The organism is Methanocaldococcus lauensis, assembly GCF_902827225.1.
GTDB lineage: Archaea > AGJL01 > Methanococci > Methanococcales > Methanocaldococcaceae > Methanocaldococcus > Methanocaldococcus lauensis.
In genome coordinates this window covers 1032199-1050048 of sequence record NZ_LR792632.1, presented here as the reverse complement: position 1 = coordinate 1050048, position 17850 = coordinate 1032199, and the positions used below count along the sequence as shown (strand labels likewise).

Sequence of the window (17850 nt, the reverse complement as noted above, 5' to 3'; positions counted from 1 at the left end):
TTTATTCACCTGATAATATTTTTTCAAAGTCAATCTCAAAATCTTCTTTATTTTTGACGATTCCAATTATCTCAATATCTCCAACTTTTTCAATAGTTTCAAATGTTTTTTCATAATATAAGACTTTATTTAAATCAGTTATGCAGTTGATAATAACTCCTCTAACATTAATTCCTTTATTCCTCAAATGTTCAATAGTTAATAATGTATGGTTTATCGTCCCTAAATTAGGTCTTGAAACTACAACTGCATCCAAATTCAAAAACTTAATTAAATCACTCATTAAAAAGTTTTCTTTGATAGGGACACAAACTCCTCCAGCTCCTTCAACAATTAAAAAATCGTATTTGTTTTTTAAAACTTCATAAGCATTCATTATTTTCTCTTTTATCTCATCTAAAGTTAATTGAACATTTTCAACTTCAAACGCAATATTTGGAGATAGTGGATTTTTTAGATTAATAGGATTCATCAAATCCAAATTATCATCATTCTTTAATACATTTTTTAAAGTTAAAGTATCTTCCCTCCCTCCGGTCTCAACTGGCTTTAAATATCCAACATTAACTCCCATTTTTTTCAAATTCTCTGCCAAAATAGCTGAAACATAAGTTTTCCCTACACCCGTATCTGTTCCTGTGATGAATATCATGGTATCTACCCTTTGCATAATTTGCTAATATTAAAAAAAGAAGACAAATATAATAAACTAATTTTTTTATCTAATTTAGATTACTCATCTAACAATTTAAATAATTCCTCTTCTGTTCCCCAAAAATCTTTATTTTTAAGTTCTTTATAATATTTATCTATTTCTTCTTCAGAAATTTCTCCAAATCCCTCATCTTTTGGGATTTCTTCTGGCAATATCTCTATTTTTAATTTTAATAACTTCTCTTCAATTTTTGAGATTCGTTTTAATATTGTATCTAAATCCATATTTTCCCAATGCATTAATTGGATTTTCATTATTTTATACTATGCTCATATATACTTTTGTTCGTTATAAAAAAATAAGAGAATTTTAAATAATTCTTTTTTACTTTTTTGATAATGAAAATTAAAGTAATGTTTCAACCATATCGAATAATGTTTTAAATTTGTAATCTTCATTATCTTCATTTTTATTATCTTTATTCTCTTTCTTGTTGTATGTTCTATTTTCTTTTTTAATTATTTCAAAAAATTCATCGGATATTAAATATTTACAAAAATCTATAAGAATTTCGTTGTTTTTGTATTCAAATTGTTCAATATATTTTCTTATATTCGATAGAATATCTTCTTTAATTGTGTTTTTAATTTCGCTATAACTATAACTGTTATAACTGTATATATCAAGTAACCGAGAATCAGGGATTAATACGTCATTCTCTTCTATATGATATAACCCACTTTTATATTCCTTTTTTAATAATGAAGCATCCCATATAGAATAATCAATTTTGTTTTTAATTATTGGTGTAAATACATTGATTAAATTTAGCAGATGTCTGTTAAATATCCAAATATATTTGTCATAATGATCATCTTTTATTAAGCTTGATAAATTCCTATTTATATTAGTAATATTCATTAGTTTTGATGCTATCTTTTGTAAATCTTCTTTAGTTTTGCAATCCTTTAAATTATTTAATTTATCAAATAGTTCTTCATTTAATTTTTTAACATGTGTTTTTTCTAACTCTGATAATAATTCAGACATTTTTTCATTAATTTTTTCAATATCTTTCTTATTATATCCATATAATAATCTCAATAAATACTTACTTAGATTATGAAGGTCACTCTCCTCTAATTCAGACAATAATCTATCCACATCCTCAGGTTTTTCTTTTTTGATATTAATTATAGATGTCAATACTCGGCTTGCGAAATAACCGTCATCTTTAGGATATAGTAGTTTATCTGCTAAACTATCGAAATAATAACCGTTTTTTATTGCATTGACTAAATATGAATCTATTTCATTAAGTCTTATAGATTGAATTTTTTTATAATTTGATTCACGTATATCCTTTAATTTATACAATTTAGGATATAATTTTATATAGTTTTCAATATATTTTATATACACTTCATTTTCTGATAATATTTCTAATAATAAATACTTATTTAGTTCTTTAGGATTGTCAATCTTGGATAATATTTTATAGGATAAATATATTGATTGTAAGTTTAGCAAATCGTAATTTACGTAGTATCTTACCATATTTTTTTTATTTCGTATGTATTCCTCATTTTCTTCTACATCCATATAAAATTCATCATTCCATCCGATATATTTAAAATGATTTACATAATTATTTAATTTATCTTCACAATTTTTTATTTCCAAATATTTTTCAGGATAAAACTCATAGAGAATTATAAAATATAAAACAAAAATTGTGTCAAATAAGTAGTTTTTACTATTACCGCTTTTTAATATTTTTACTATATTTTTAATGAGATTTTGGTTTGGATAATATTTTTTAAGGTAGTATTCTGAAGTAGGAAGCATACATTCTAAATCAATACAAATTATGTCTGGAATTAAATTTTTTAACTTCTCACTGATTTTATCGGATGTTTTAATTTTAACTAAATAATCATATTTGTTCAAAACTTTCTTTAAATGCCTTGGATTTGTAAAATTAATTGCTTCAAAGAATTTTGCAAGTTTTTTAGCAATTTCCTCATCATTAAAAAACTCATATTGCATAATAAATTTTTCCACATTAAATTTTTTAGGCATATTAAATGAAAAGTTAAAAATTTTTTCTAAATATTCCTCTGCTTTTTCCCCATTGTTGTATTTATGTTCAAGTGCCTCTTTTACTGCGTCTTTATCTACCGCACAGATATAATTTATGTTATCCCCACTGGTAAAAAATAATTTAAGAGATGCCAAAAATTTTAAGATATTTTCTCTTTCACATCTATCTAATTCATCAATGAAAACTATAAGCCGTTTATTATTTTCGCTAAGAATTTCAGAAATTTTATTAAGTCCATTTTTTAAATTTTCTACTTCTTTATATTGTTTTTCAATATCGCACCCAAGATTTATATTGAAAATACCCATATTGATGTCAACAGATTTTAAAACTACTGCACCAGATTTTAAAAGATTATTTTTTATACTTCGAATTCCAAATTTAATATCAGCATTTTTTTCTAATTCATTAATAATGTGGCATAATAAAGCGTAAGCTATGTTTTCTTCATTTTCATATTCCCAAGCATCAAATTTAATACATATTATAGATTCATGTTTTTCTTTTGGTGGTTTTAATATATGAATAAAATCTTTAAACGATTCCCATAATCTCTTAATTTCAGTAATTTCATCAAAATTTCGAGATTCATCAAGTCTTTCAATTAATGTTCTAATTATACTACTCTTACCACTACCCCAATTTCCATATAATGCTATAATTTTATGATTCTGTAAGATTTTATTTTTAAATCCTTCTTCAATTGTAATTATTTTATTTAAAGTTCCAAAACAGTCTGTTTTAGGATTTATTTCTATATCTTCATCTTTATAATGGTTGTAATTTTCAATAACATGGTTTTTAAGTAACTTAAAGTAATATTTAGCATTATTTCTTAGTTCATTATACTCTCTTAACAGAAATTGAATAAAACAATTAAATTTTCCAAGCTCATAAATTAAATTATTCCAATAATATGCAATCCCTATAAACAAACCACCAAGATAACAAAAATGTAATAATGTATAAGATGCCGACGAATATTGAAAATATTTTATTGATACGCCTACAATCCCTATAAAAACTAAGATAGATATAATTTTAGAAATTTTAGCATATTTATAAAATTTAAATGTTTGCAAGAATATTAGAAATACCGTTGGTACTATAAAAATGAATAATAACATTATAAAATTGGAAATCGGTAAATTTATTGAACTATATATAAAATATAAAAATATTGATGACATACTAAAAATAAATAATGACTGCATATATTTATATTCTAATTTATCTAATTTATCGCTTATATTTTCAGTAGATTTTATTGTATCCATATTTTTTAGATAAGTTCTAATATTGAACATTATATTAATTGCTTTCAAGTAATAGGTTATAATTGCAATAGTTAAAAAACCAATGCCTAATCTTGATATTTCATCCCAATAATTTAATATACTTTCCACTAATTTATACATTATATTCAATACATTTAACCCATATATTGTCAATATAAATAATAAAACTCCAAATATTCCTAAAAAAATCCTAATATACCCATATCTCTCCACAATATTTTTAACATTAATTTTAACATTAAATACCATACTATCACTTTAACAGAATACTAGAATACTTTCTGTATTCTATTTTTACCTCATTATATTTAAGTTTTTAATGATATATTTTTACACGAACATATAAAAATGATAATCTCAATTATTATAATTATAATTATCATTAAGTGGTTATTATGTTCATCAACAGAGAGGAAGAACTAAAAGCACTAAATGAGAAACTTAACAGTAATAAGTTTGAATTTGTAGTTATTTATGGGAGAAGAAGGATAGGAAAAACAAAATTAGCATTAAAAAGTGTAGAAAATATAGAACATATTTATTATTTAGCAGTTGAGGGGGATAATTTAAAGCATTTTAAAAGATATGCATCAAAGGTAGTTCCAACAATAGAGTATGCCAAAGAAGATTGGGAGGCATATTTTAATTTTTTAATTTTAAATGATAAAATCATAATTATTGATGAATTTCCAAATTTAATTAAAGAAAATCCAAATATTCTATCACTATTCCAAAGAATAGTAGATGTTCATTTAAAGAATACAAAAACAAAACTTATTATTCTTGGCTCTTCACTGTCTATGATGGGAGAGAAAGTTTTAAGTTATAAATCCCCACTTTATGGAAGAAAAACAGGCGTTTTAAAAATCAGACCGTTAAAGTTTAAGCATTTAAAGGAATTTTTCCCTAACGCTACTTGGGAAGAGTTAGTTGAGATTTATGGATTTGCCGATGGTATTCCATATTATCTTGAGAAAATAGAACTTCCATTTTGGAGATATTTAAATGAGGAGATTAAGAGAGTTGATAGTTTTTTGAGATATGAGGTTGATTTTTTGATGAAGTATGAGTTTGAAGAGCCAACAACTTACAAAAAAATACTTGAGGCAATTGCATTTGGTAATCATACACTTGGAGAGATAAAGAATTATTTAGGCATTAAGCATTCAGATTTAACACCGTATTTAAAAAACTTGATTGAAGTTGAATTTGTAGAGAGAGAAATCCCTATAACTGAAAGTCCAAAAACAAAAAAAGGAAGATACTACATTAAGGATAATTTTATTACATTTTATTTTAGATACATTTTTCCAAACCTATCTGCAATTGAAGAGGGAATTTTTGAGATTGATGAAATAAAAGCTGACTATAATCAATATTTAGGCTTTCGGAGCGAAGCGGAGAGCAACGAAATGCGAAGCATTTCGTCTAATGTTTTTGAAAAAGTTGCTAAGGAATTTTTGATTGAGTTAAATAAAATGAACAAATTGCCATTTAAATTTTTAAACATTGGAAGATGGTGGAAAAAAGGAGAAGAAATTGATTTAATTGCTTTAAATAAAAATGAGAAAAAGGCATTATTTGTTGAAGTTAAATGGAAGAACTTGAATAATAAGGAAGTTAAAAAAATACTCAATAATTTAGAAAGAAAATCAGAACTCGTTGGATTGAGTGATTATGAAATATACTATGCCATCATAGGAAAAGAAATTAAAAACAAAGAAAATCTTAAAGATTATTTAGTGTTTGATTTGGAAGATTTTAATAAACTTCTTTAATCTTCTCACACAACAACTTAAAATCCTCCTTTTTATGTCCAACATTTATACTTATCCTTATCCTCTCTGAACCTTTAGGAACTGTGGGATATCTAATTCCAACACAAAAGATGTTATTTTTTATTAAATGCTCTGCTATCTCCATAGTTTTTTCTTTAAAAATGAATGGATAAATTGGAGTTAAATTATCCTTCTTAATAAATCCATTTTTCTTAAAAATCTCATTTGCTATTTTTATGTTTTTTTGAAGTTTTTTAACAACCTCTCCCCTCTCAATAATCTCAAATGCCTTAATGCAACCTTCAACAACATGAGGGGGAAGAGCGGTTGAAAAAATAAAACTCCTCGAAGTGTTTATTAAATACTCTATAACTTCCTCAATTCCACAAACAAATCCTCCCAAACCACCAATTGCCTTTGATAACGTCCCAATTTGTATAATATTATCAGAAGGTTTTAAATTAAAATGTTTTAAACTTCCTTTCCCATTTCCCAAAACTCCTGTCCCATGTGCATCATCAATAATTAAAATGGCATTAAATTCATCCGTTATCTTCTTTAAATCTTTAAGTGGGGCTATATCTCCATCCATACTAAAAACGCCGTCAGTTATGATGAATAAATTATTATATTTTTTCCAATTCTCTTCAATTAAATTGTATAAATGATTTACATCACAATGATTGTAAATCAAAACATCAGCTTTACTCAACCTACAACCATCAATGATAGATGCATGATTAAGTTTATCACTTAAAATTAAATCCTCTTTTTTGCATAATGCAGAGATAACTCCAACATTTGTAGCATATCCAGATGAATAAACCAAAGATCTCTCTGTTTCTTTAAACTCCGCTATTTTATCTTCCAATCTTTGATGGTTTATATTTCCAGATGTTAATCTTGAGCCAGTTGAACCAGCACCATATTTTAGCCCTTCTTTCACAGCTTCAATAACCTCTGGATGTTTTGATAGGCATAGATAATCATTTGAAGAAAAATCTAAAATATTATCTCCTTTTTCTCTCAAAAATCTATACAATCCATTGTTTTTTATGACTTCAATCTCTCTCTTTAATTTTTCTCTAAACATAAAAATCCCTTTTTATTTTATAATAAATGGCTTGTTTTCTAATTTATATATCAAATCATCTATATCAACATCATTTTTAACAAAAAATACTCTTCCTCCATTCTCTCCATATTCTTTTAAATTTGTAATCCTAAAATAGCCCTTTTTAGTTGCAACATAACCAGTTGTGTAACTTTTATTATCTGAGGTGCATAACTCAGCTATAACTCCCAAATGAATAACCTTAGATGCTATTGCAATGGCATCAACAGTCCTTTCTGTTCCTAAATTTTCTTTTAAAATCTTCTCTTTTAGTTCTTTAGTTGTATCAATATTTTTTACTCTAACTCCCCTTTCTTTATCTGGCTCTAACCTCTCCCCTCTTAAATTTAAAATTGCCGCCCCCCTCATTCCTCCCTTATCAATAATCTCAAATGCATAATCTATTAATTCATCTGGAATGCCCTCATTTCTTAATAACTCTCTTGCCTTTTCTCTTGCCTCTTCTTTATTTTTACATTCTATTGTTTTTATTGGCAAGTGGTTGATATAAGTTATATTTTCCTTAATCTCCTCAATTTTTAGATTTATAAAATCAGGTGTTCCATTTTCATGTGTTAAAGCTCTTCTTATTAATTCTTTTGCTACTTCTTCAATCTCTTCCTTATTTACAATTCTTTCAGCCCCAGAAATGTGTTTTCCATCTTTTGATGCCCTCATTTTTATGCTATACATATTCTCCCATTTTAGTTTAATCTCTCATTGTAGCCTTCAATCTTTTTTCCTTTAAAATTAAATCTAAACCGTTATCAATATCTTTAACAACAATGTCAGCATTTAATAGAGTTTTAGTCCAAGCCCCTTCATCTCCCAAAACACATATTCCTAAATCAGCATTTTTTAATAATAATTCATCATTAGCCCCATTTCCAAAGGCTACAATTTTTTCATTTTTATATTTTTCTCTAATCTCCTTCAAAATTTCATTTTTTGCTATTTTTTCACTTTTAAACTTTTCTTTGTCGATTTTTATTCCTTTTACTCCTAACTCTCTTTCTATATATTTCAATGTTCCAAATGTATCAGCAGATAATATAAAAATTTGATAATTTTTACATAATTCTTTTATTTTTTCTTTCGTTGAATCCTTTATAACTCCATCTGTTGCTATTGTTCCATTTAAGTCGAGTATTATAATCACATTATCACCTCCAATTCTAATTATAGTTAAACAAAGATTTAAAAAGTATTTAATTATTATATTCATATAAACTAAAATATAAATTAAAATTTATTTTTATTATTTATATTATAAATCATTCATTAATTTTTATAATTTTTATTATCTAAAATTGTAAAGAGAAAAATATTTATATACTAAAATGGAAACTCTAAAATTGTAAATAGCGTTTTAGGCGCCTATGGGATTTATGGGGTGTAAATTATGAGTAATAAAGTAATAACTGCGTTTTTTATATTATTTATAGGTGTAATAGTTGTTATGAGTGGTTGTGTAAGTGAGTCAGAAGTAAATGAACAATCTACTGAATCTGCATCATCAACCTCAGTGTCTGGGCATGAGGAGCATAACATAAAAAATATAGAGGAATCTACGAAAAATGAAATATCTTCAATATCAGACCTTGAAAATCTCTATAAAAATACTCATTTAGGGTTTATATCAAATGATTATATAAAAGGACTATATTTGTGGGTAGATAATGCCCAATGGAAATCTGATTCTGAAGATCTTCTTTATGATGTATATGATAGAGTATGGTTTTATAAAAATGGTTATTTGTATATGTATGACCGTGCTGGGGATGTGTTATATTCCTACGCTGAGGAAGATGAAAAAAATCCATATCCATGGTTTGTGTTTAGAATACCATACAATAATGTAGTAGATTTTGCTACGGGGGGAGAGTCCATAGCCATTTTAGATAGTAATAGAAATCTTCACTTAGTTCAATATGATAGTGATAATATCATGATGTGGCCTAATGAAAAAGATGAAGAAGATAAAAGTCTTTTAAATAAAAAAATCATATACTTTGGAAAAATTAAAAATGATATTTCGTGGAATGTTGGGGGAAACAACTTAGCCACAGGGACAGATTATGATGATAACTATGCATATTATGTAACATGGGATAAACACAAAGTTTGGATAATAGGGCTAAGTGCTCATGAACTAAATGAACTTTTTGAGAATAATGGAATAAAGCCAGAACCAAAAACATTTACATTTGATTCTGAAATAAAAAATGTAGTTGTTGGAGGGCATGCAATTTATGTTCTAACTGAAAATAAATTATATATTTTTGATATTACCCAAGGGTTTGAGAACATTAAGGAAACCTCAACTACAGAAATCCCTACAAATGCTCGTCTCTATGTAGATCCAGGTTATGATAAAGATACATTATCTATCTATAATGGTAAAAATGGGAAGATTCTATTTATAAAAAATGGTAAAATAGATGAGACAGGGGAATTAAATTTAAAAGGATATGATTTCGTAGGATATGACTCAAAAGAATTTAAACTCTTTGGATTTAAGGATAATAAAATTGATGTATATGATGTGTATGATGTTGATTCTATGACAACAGAATATGAAGGTAGTTTATCATTGCCTGAAAAAGTCAAAATAGGTTATGCCTTTATTGACGTAGGTACAGGTAAAGTATATACATATTTCTGGGGAGTTGATGGTAAATACTATGCATTAGTTGGGGAGATAAATGAAAATACAGAACCCGCTGTAAATGTTGAAACTACTTCAGAAATTGATGAAACCTCAAATTATGTTTATGAAACAAATGAATATGAACAAACCAATACTTATAATGAAGACAAATCTTATGAAGAATCTGAAACACAAACCTATGAAAGTGAACGTTCAGAGCAAAGTTTTGAGACAGAAACAAATTCAAAAAATGAAATTGAAAAAAATCCTATTGAAAGCGAGGTTAAAGAAGTCTTTGATAACTTTGATATAGAAAATACTCAAATTGAAGACCTTTGGGGAGTTAGAGTTCATCTTAAAAAAACTCCTGATTATAAAAATATTCACGATTGGTTACAAACAAGAACGTATGAGCCATGTGGCTTACCAGGACTTTATTTAGCATATGGAAATTGTTTAATAGGAATTAGTGAAGTTGGAGAGAGTTTAAAAGTATTGGGTGAAGATAAGGAACCAATAAATAAGTATGATGTAATAAGCAATATTTATATACTCCCAACTACTCCAAAGGATTTTACTATAGGTTTTTACTCTTCATATAATATATTTATGGCGGGCAAAGATGGAAATCTTTATCTCCTTCCATATGATTATGGGAAAAGCTGTGAATTAGAGTTAAACGATGAAAGTATATATTATACTGAATATCCTAAATATATAACTTGGAATATAGACGCAGATGGTGTAAATTGGATTAGTTCATATAGTGGAGATAACTACTATCTCGTAGCATGGAAAGGAGACAAGTTGTATATATTCACATATACTGCTGATCAACTTGGGGCAGAAAATAACGAGATTCCTAAAGTAGAGCCATCAGTTATTTCGTTACCAGAGAGTATAACTGCAGTCTATAGATTACCTTATGGTAGAATGCTCATAAGAACTGATAGCGGTCTTTATCTCTATGATACAGATGGCTATTATGATTATGGACCTGGAAAATTATATACCTTACTTAAAAATTTCCCAGGAAAAACAGTCATTGAAGAATATAATGGTGTAGATTATAATGGCAATCTTGTAATATACAATGATGATAAGTTCTACTGGATAGAGATATTTAGTAAATATGACGAAAATGACAAAAATGTTCCAATTGCTTTAGTTTATAAGTCAGACAAAACATTTCCAAATGTTGTAGCATTCTCACCAATGTATAACACTTATGATGAGCAACTTATAATAGGATATGACGGAAAAGTAGATATCTATAATGTATCTAAAGTTACATTATATGATGAGAATGGTAATGAAAAACTGTATCTTAATTTAACTTATGACATGACATTTAATGTTCCATTTACTCCAGAATTTGTATATGGAGAAGATGAATGCTATTGTCATGTCCATAAATATGAGCAGTATATATATGCTTGGGCTGGGAATGATTTCTATATTCTCTTTGGTCCAAAACATGGATGGTTTTAAGTCCTATCTTTAATCTTTTTTATATAAAGTAAAGCTTAATTATTATTTTGAAGATTCTAAATTTATATGGGTATTAGTATGAAACTAAAACTCATTAAAATAAAAGCTAAAAAATCTTTCACTCCAACCAAGATTCCAGGAGCAGATTATGTTATAAATCAATATGTTGGTTGTCAGTATAGTTGTATGTATTGCTATGCTAAATTTATGTGTAGATGGTATAAATATGGGAAATGGGGAGAGTGGATTGTTGTTAAAGAAAATCTTCCAGAACTCGTTAAGAAAGAAAATGTAAAAGGAAAAGTCTATATGAGTAGTGTTAGCGATCCATATCAACCAATTGAGAAAAAATTAGAACTTACAAGAGATATTTTAAAGAGTATGAATAAAAACATTAAATTAGGAATTTTAACAAAATCTGATTTAGTTTTAAGAGATATAGATGTTTTTAAAGAGTTTAAAGATATAGAAGTAGGTTTAACAATAAATGGATTTAATAAATATATTAAAAAGAAAATAGAACCCTTCTATCCCACAACTGAAAAAAGGATGGATGCTTTAAAAATACTTCATGAAAATGGTATTAAGAACTATGCTTTTATCTCACCAATAATTCCAAATTTAGTTGATGTTGGAGAATTAATCAAAGAAACGAAAAATTTTACAGATTTTTACTGGTTTGAGTTTTTAAACTTAAGGGCAAGCGGTAAAGAGTTTAGAAAATGGCTAAAACAAAATTATCCAGAAAGCTATGAAGTACTCTCTGATAAAGTTAAAGCTGAGAAGTATATAAAAGATGTTATTGAAATTATAAAAAGTAATAATATCAAAGTTAGAGGTGTTTGTATCAATCATCCAAAAAAATAAATAAAATAAATAACTCATTTTTTTAAGGTTTTACAACTCCACCAACTTAAAAATTAAATCTGATTTATTACAGTATTTTTTTAATCTTTCCCTAACTTCATAAGATTTTCCAAGAACAGGCCAAAGAATAGAATCTATATGTAGTGGAGGAATATTAGTTTCCTTACCAATTTTTTTCCAAAATTTTATTGGTTCTTCGTTAGTGAATTTTTTTGTATATTTTTCAATTCTGCTATCTTTTGGTATTTCTATTTCCATAGGGTATTGGATGAAGTTATTAAACGAGATCCTTGATGCGTATCCAAACATTTTAACTGTAAATACTACTGTCTTAGATTCTTTTTTTGTTTTTAACTGGTTTGCTATATGATTCCTAAAAATATTCATATTTTTGTAATATTTTTTAATATCTTCAATATTTAGATTTTCTAAGAAAGGTTTTATCTTATCAATTCTCTTCATTTTTATATTTAAAAGTCTTCTATTACTTTTACAATTTAATAAAAAATCCTTATATTCTTTAAAAATATCATCTATAATCTCTTTATTCGACCAATAATTTGAAAATTCTTTCCACCAGAGTTCTCCTGTTGACGATAGTTGATAACTAACCAATGCATTGAGAATAACCAATTTAATAAATAATTCATCATCTTTAAGATTTTTTTGGAGATTTTTTAAATACAAATACTGCAAATCAACATTTTCCTCTAATTCTCTTGCAGTATCTATCCCAAGTTCTTTTAATATTGATTTTAGTTTCTCTATTTTTTCACTGTTCATAATAAAACTCACCATTTAGGACTAATTATCAATTAAAAAATATTAATATAATTAAGCCAGATTATGTTGAAAAATCTTAATAAAGATATTTAATCTAAATTCTATATCAAACAATTGGTGATAAGATGAGGTATGATTTTCATACACATACTGTATTTAGCGATGGAGAATTAATTCCTTCTGAATTGGTTAGAAGGGCTATGGTTTTAAAGCATAAGGCAATAGCAATAACTGACCACGCTGATTTTAGCAACTATAAGGAATTAATTGAAAAAACTACTATTACAAAAGAAGAATTAAAAAAATACTGGGATATTATAGTTATTGTTGGTGTAGAGCTAACTCACATTCCTCCAAAATCTATTCCAAAGTTGGCAAAAAAAGCTAAAGATTTGGGGGCTGAGATTGTTGTTGTTCATGGAGAGACAGTAGTTGAGCCGGTTGAAGAAAAAACTAATTATTATGCATCAATATCTGAAGATGTTGATATCTTAGCTCATCCAGGATTTATTGATAAAGAAACTGCTGAAAATTTAAAAGGAAATGATATATTTGTTGAAATTACTTCAAGAAGAGGGCATAATATAACAAATGGTTTTGTTGCCAATATTGCAAGAGAATTTGGATTAAAAACTTTAATAAATACTGATGCACATTCACCAGATGATTTAATTGATGTTGAGTTTGCAAAAAAAGTTGGTTTAGGAGCAGGATTAACACATAAAGAATTGGAAAATACTTTATTACATTATCCAAAAGAGTTATTGAAGAGAATTTAATATAAGCAAAAAAATAAAAAACTCAAAATTAGGTGAAAGAATGAAAATCTCTGATATTGTTGTTGAATTGTTTAAGGAGGCTGTTATATATCTTCCAGATGATGTTAAAAAAGCTATTGAAGATGCCTATAATAAAGAAGAAGGCATATCAAAAAACATTTTAAAAGCAATCATAGAAAACAACAAAATTGCAGAGGAAAAAGAGATTCCACTATGTCAAGATACTGGTGTTCCAATAATATTTTTAAAAATTGGGAAAAACATAAATTCATCAGAAATTATGAAAATTATTGAAGAAATTAAAAAAGGAGTAGAAAGAGCAACAAAGGAAATTCCATTAAGACCTAATGTAGTTCATCCATTGACGAGAGAAAATTTTGGCACTAATGTTGGTTTAAATGCTCCATTTATAAATATTGAGTTTGATAAAAACTTAGATAGGGAGATAGAAATAACTGTTTTCCCAAAAGGTGCTGGTAGCGAAAATATGAGTGCTTTAAAGATGCTTACTCCTTCAGAGGGAATTAAAGGAATAAAGAAATTTGTCCTTGAAACTGTTGCAAATGCTGGAGGAAAGCCATGCCCTCCAATAGTTGTTGGTATAGGTATTGGAGGAACATCTGATGTAGCGTTAAAATTAGCTAAAAAAGCATTGTTAAGAAATATAGGAGAGAGACATAAAGATGAAAATATAGCAAAATTGGAAAAGGAACTTTTAGAAGATATAAATAAATTGGGTATTGGGGCTATGGGTTTGGGAGGCAAAATAACTGCCTTAGATGTATTTATTGAAATATCTGGATGTCATACTGCCTCATTACCAGTAGGAATTTGCATTCAATGCTGGGCGGATAGAAAAGCATATAAAAAAGTAAAAATAGATGAAATAACCATTTAATTAGGTATGGGAACTTATATAAATTATAGCCTCTGATAGATAGTTTTATAAATGCTAATTATCTTAATTTAAATTGTAAGTAAATAGAAAAACATTGGAAAAGACAGTCACATAAGGTGGGATAAATGTTTACAGAGCCAGTAAAGGAAATAATGACAAGAGATGTAGTTACAGTAACTCCTGAAACTCCAATATCAAAAGCAATAGGTATAATGGAAGAGAATGGCTTTCACCATTTAATTGTAGTTGATAAGAAAGATGATAAAGAGGAATACTATTTAATAAGTATAAGAGATTTGTTATTAGCATCATCAGTTCAGGAAGAAGTTAGAACATTAATGTATAAGCCACACTACATACACGAAGATACTCCTGTTTTAGACGCTGTATGTGAAATGCTTGAAAGTGGGCAAAGAGCAGCACCAATAGTAAATGATGAAGGAAAATTAGTAGGGATAATTACTGACTATGACATTATGGCAAGAGCCGCAAGATCAAAGATAATGAAAGATACTAAAATTACAAAGATAATGACGAGAAATGTAATAACAATCAATGAAAATGATTCTATTGGTAAGGCAAGAGCATTAATGAGAGATAATAACATTGGTAGGTTGGTAGTTGTTGATGATGAAGGAAATCCTGTTGGAATGGTTACTGAGGTAGATATTATCAAAAAGATTTACAAACCAAAAAGAAGAATGACTTATGGAGAAGTAAAAGGAGAAAAAGTTCCAAGAATGGGACAGCCAGTTAAGTTAATTATGAATACCCCATTAATAACTGTTGATGTAGATGCAAGTGCAGCAGATGCGGCAAGAGTTATGCAAGAGTATGATATTAGGGGAGTTCCTGTTGTAAAAGGTAAGTCTTTAAAGGGAATTGTTACAAGGTTAGACATTATAAAGTATATAGCTGATTTGAAGAAAGGGGCAATGATTGAAGTAGAAATTCATGGAATGTTAGATCCAGAAGTTAAAGATCTTGCAGAAAGAATTATTGCAACAGAAGTCAAAAAGATGGTTAAACAGGCAGGAAAAATTCACTGGATAAAGATAAATATTAAAAAAGATAGAGATAAGGGAGGAGTTCCATATTATAGAATTACAACATATGTAAAAACTCCAAATAAGTTGTATGTTGGAGAAGGTAGACCAAAAGCTTCATTACCTAATAAATTAGAAGCAGAAGGAGAAGATATCGCATATATTTCAGAGCACGAAAGATGGGAATTTATAGATATATTAAAGGAATCATTAGACTCAGTGTTAAGACAGTTGGAGGCTGATTTTGATAAATATCATCCAAAACATATAGGAAGAGAAATTAAAGAGCAACTATATGAAGAATATGTTCCCGAAGAATATACCAAAGAAAATGAAAATATAGAACAAAATGAAGAAAAATAACACCTTGGTGATCTTTTGAGTGAACTCAAAGTAAAAAAAATTAGAAATGGAACTGTAATTGATCACATAGATGCAGGAAAAGCGTTAATGGTATATAAAATTTTAAACATTCCTAATGAAACCTCTGTAATGATAGCAATAAATGTTCCTTCAAAAAAGAAGGGTAAAAAAGATATTCTAAAAATTGAAGGAATTGAATTAAAAAAGAAGGATGTTGATAAAATATCTTTAATTTCTCCTGATGTAACTATAAATATCATAAGAAATGGAAATGTTGTTAAGAAACTTAAACCACAAATACCTGACAATATAGAGGGAACACTAAAATGTACAAATCCAAACTGTATAACAAATAAAGAAAATATTAAAGGAAAATTTATAATTGAAAATAAAAATCCATTAAAAATTAGATGTTACTATTGTGAAAAAGTTTTAAATAAAATAGTTTTTGAATAAATTAGGGATTTTTATGGAATTAAAAGGTAGAAGTATATCAAAAGGAGTTGTTAAGGGAATTGCAATTGTCTCAAACAAACCCTTCTCTTTTTTGGGAGGAGTTGATAAGGAGGGAAATGTTATAGATAAAGATAGCGACATATATGGACAATCATTGAAAGGAAAAATTTTTGTATTTCCTTATGGGAAAGGAAGCACTGTTGGTTCTTATGTTATATATGGTTTGGCAAAAAGAGGAATTTTAAAAGGGATAGTTAATAAAGAATGTGAGCCTATTGTAGCCACAGGTGCTATTTTAGGAGGAATTCCATTGGTTGATAAAGTAGATATAGAAAAAATAAAAACAGGAGATATAATAATAGTTGATGGAAATAGAGGAGTTGTAAAAATTTTAAACAAAGAGTAATTTATTTTTATTAGGTTTGTTGTTTTAGTTTTTAATGATTTTGATATAATTTATATTAAATTTTTTGAATTTTTAAAATTTTAAACTAAAATGTGGTGAAATCTATGAGTAAAGAAGAAAATCCTTTTAAAAAAATGCCTACTATATTGATGCCTGATGAATTAATGGCTAAGGCATTAAGAAGGGGAGAAAAAGTAGCCAATGAAATGAGAAAAAAAGAATTACCTTGGTTGTTAAAGGCGAGATATGTAGAGGAGCATAAAGTGAGAACTATTGCGTCAGTTGTGGCAGACAATTTACAAAAAGTTATAGATAAAACTCCCCCAGTAAGAAAACTACCTAAATTTTATCAGGAAATGGTTGAAGTTTTAGTAGGAGTAGATGAATTTAAAAAGTCATTGGGTGCATTTAAGTGGGCATCTGAATTAGTTAGAAAATTAGGTAATGAGTATGCTAAAAAGATTAGAAAAGCAAGAACTCCACAACAGGCAGGAAAATTAAGAAAAGAATTCGTTGGGAGAGTAAAGTCAATATTAAATCAAATTCACCCAGAAATGGCTTTTGTGGCAGTTGCAAGAGAAAAATTGAAAAATTTACCGACATTCAAAAATCTTCCAACTGTTGTAATCGCTGGCTATCCAAATGTTGGAAAATCCACATTGTTAAAAAAATTGACAGGGGCGGATGTTGAAATAAACAACTATCCATTTACAACTAAAGGAATAAATATGGGATATATGGAAGATATTCAGATTGTAGATACTCCTGGATTGTTAGATCGTCCATTATATGAAAGAAATGATATAGAGTTGCAGGCAATATTGGCATTAAACTATTTAGCAAATTTAATTTTGTTTATTATAGATGCAAGTGAGTTTTGCGGCTATACAATTGAAGAGCAATTAAATTTATTAAAAGAGATAAAAGAATTATTTAAGGTTCCTATTGTTGTAGCAATAAATAAAATTGATTTAGTTGAGGATGAAGGAAAAATTAAAAATATAGAGGAAAAGTTAAAAGAAATAGGAGTGGAGAAAATATTTAAAATATCTGCTGATAAAGGAATTGGTTTGGAGGAGTTAAAAGAATATTTCTTTAAAAAACTTTTATTTACCAATAGAGAAAATATAAAAGAGTTGGCGAATGAGAATAACAACTAATT

The 17850-nt window shown here is 27.3% G+C and carries 16 protein-coding genes; 9 read left to right on the top strand and 7 right to left on the bottom strand.

Annotation, left to right across the window (positions count from 1 at the left end; genetic code table 11):
* Window position 1: 1 nt before the first annotated feature.
* The 3 genes from bioD to KMP69_RS05665 all read right to left on the bottom strand — a co-directional run bounded on the left by bioD (window position 2) and on the right by KMP69_RS05665 (window position 4306).
* Window positions 2-652, bottom strand: coding sequence for a dethiobiotin synthase (gene bioD / locus KMP69_RS05675; protein ID WP_214399495.1), 651 nt, complete (start codon window positions 650-652; stop codon window positions 2-4).
* Window positions 653-732: 80 nt separating this feature from the next.
* Window positions 733-939 (bottom strand): hypothetical protein, encoded by a 207-nt coding sequence (locus KMP69_RS05670; RefSeq protein WP_214399494.1) that lies wholly within the window; start codon window positions 937-939, stop codon window positions 733-735.
* Window positions 940-1060: 121 nt separating this feature from the next.
* Complete coding sequence (locus tag KMP69_RS05665) at window positions 1061-4306, bottom strand: P-loop NTPase fold protein (RefSeq protein WP_214399493.1); 3246 nt, start codon at window positions 4304-4306, stop codon at window positions 1061-1063.
* 146 nt (window positions 4307-4452) lie between these two features.
* Here KMP69_RS05665 and KMP69_RS05660 point away from each other — a divergent pair, with 146 nt between their 5' ends.
* Window positions 4453-5835, top strand: coding sequence for an ATP-binding protein (locus tag KMP69_RS05660; protein ID WP_214399492.1), 1383 nt, complete (start codon window positions 4453-4455; stop codon window positions 5833-5835).
* Here KMP69_RS05660 and bioF read toward each other — a convergent pair.
* The 3 genes from bioF to KMP69_RS05645 are packed head-to-tail and all read right to left on the bottom strand — an operon-like array spanning window position 5819 to window position 8108.
* A complete protein-coding gene (gene bioF / locus KMP69_RS05655) occupies window positions 5819-6928 on the bottom strand; it encodes an 8-amino-7-oxononanoate synthase (RefSeq protein ID WP_214399491.1) in 1110 nt (369 codons plus the stop codon). The two genes, KMP69_RS05660 and bioF, sit on opposite strands and share 17 nt — an antisense overlap.
* Before the next feature lie 12 nt (window positions 6929-6940).
* Entirely contained in the window at window positions 6941-7642 is a 702-nt protein-coding gene (locus KMP69_RS05650; protein ID WP_214399490.1) for a 6-carboxyhexanoate--CoA ligase, read from the bottom strand.
* Window positions 7643-7658: 16 nt separating this feature from the next.
* On the bottom strand, window positions 7659-8108 hold the full coding sequence (locus KMP69_RS05645) for an HAD family hydrolase (RefSeq protein WP_214399489.1): 450 nt from the start codon (window positions 8106-8108) through the stop codon (window positions 7659-7661).
* A 243-nt stretch (window positions 8109-8351) separates the two neighbouring features.
* Between KMP69_RS05645 and KMP69_RS05640 the strand changes: the two genes are divergently transcribed.
* Window positions 8352-11090 carry a hypothetical protein gene (locus KMP69_RS05640; protein ID WP_214399488.1) on the top strand — a complete coding sequence of 913 codons (2739 nt, stop codon included), beginning with the start codon at window positions 8352-8354 and terminating at the stop codon, window positions 11088-11090.
* Between the two features lie 78 nt (window positions 11091-11168).
* Entirely contained in the window at window positions 11169-11957 is a 789-nt protein-coding gene (locus KMP69_RS05635; protein ID WP_250543584.1) for an SPL family radical SAM protein, read from the top strand.
* A gap of 30 nt (window positions 11958-11987) precedes the next feature.
* Here KMP69_RS05635 and KMP69_RS05630 read toward each other — a convergent pair whose 3' ends face one another.
* Window positions 11988-12740 (bottom strand): N-glycosylase/DNA lyase, encoded by a 753-nt coding sequence (locus tag KMP69_RS05630; protein WP_214399487.1) that lies wholly within the window; start codon window positions 12738-12740, stop codon window positions 11988-11990.
* 125 nt (window positions 12741-12865) lie between these two features.
* Here KMP69_RS05630 and KMP69_RS05625 point away from each other — a divergent pair, with 125 nt between their 5' ends.
* The 6 genes from KMP69_RS05625 to KMP69_RS05600 all read left to right on the top strand — a co-directional run bounded on the left by KMP69_RS05625 (window position 12866) and on the right by KMP69_RS05600 (window position 17848).
* On the top strand, window positions 12866-13519 hold the full coding sequence (locus KMP69_RS05625) for a histidinol phosphate phosphatase domain-containing protein (RefSeq protein WP_214399486.1): 654 nt from the start codon (window positions 12866-12868) through the stop codon (window positions 13517-13519).
* A gap of 40 nt (window positions 13520-13559) precedes the next feature.
* Window positions 13560-14417 (top strand): fumarate hydratase, encoded by an 858-nt coding sequence (locus KMP69_RS05620; RefSeq protein ID WP_214399485.1) that lies wholly within the window; start codon window positions 13560-13562, stop codon window positions 14415-14417.
* Window positions 14418-14542: 125 nt separating this feature from the next.
* Window positions 14543-15826, top strand: a complete 1284-nt coding sequence (locus KMP69_RS05615; protein ID WP_214399484.1) for a CBS domain-containing protein — start codon at window positions 14543-14545, stop codon at window positions 15824-15826.
* A gap of 15 nt (window positions 15827-15841) precedes the next feature.
* A complete protein-coding gene (gene pyrI / locus KMP69_RS05610) occupies window positions 15842-16282 on the top strand; it encodes an aspartate carbamoyltransferase regulatory subunit (protein ID WP_214399483.1) in 441 nt (146 codons plus the stop codon).
* 13 nt (window positions 16283-16295) lie between these two features.
* Window positions 16296-16688, top strand: coding sequence for a DUF126 domain-containing protein (locus KMP69_RS05605; RefSeq protein WP_214399482.1), 393 nt, complete (start codon window positions 16296-16298; stop codon window positions 16686-16688).
* Window positions 16689-16792: 104 nt separating this feature from the next.
* A complete protein-coding gene (locus KMP69_RS05600) occupies window positions 16793-17848 on the top strand; it encodes an NOG1 family protein (protein ID WP_214399481.1) in 1056 nt (351 codons plus the stop codon).
* The last annotated feature ends 2 nt before the right edge of the window (window positions 17849-17850 follow it).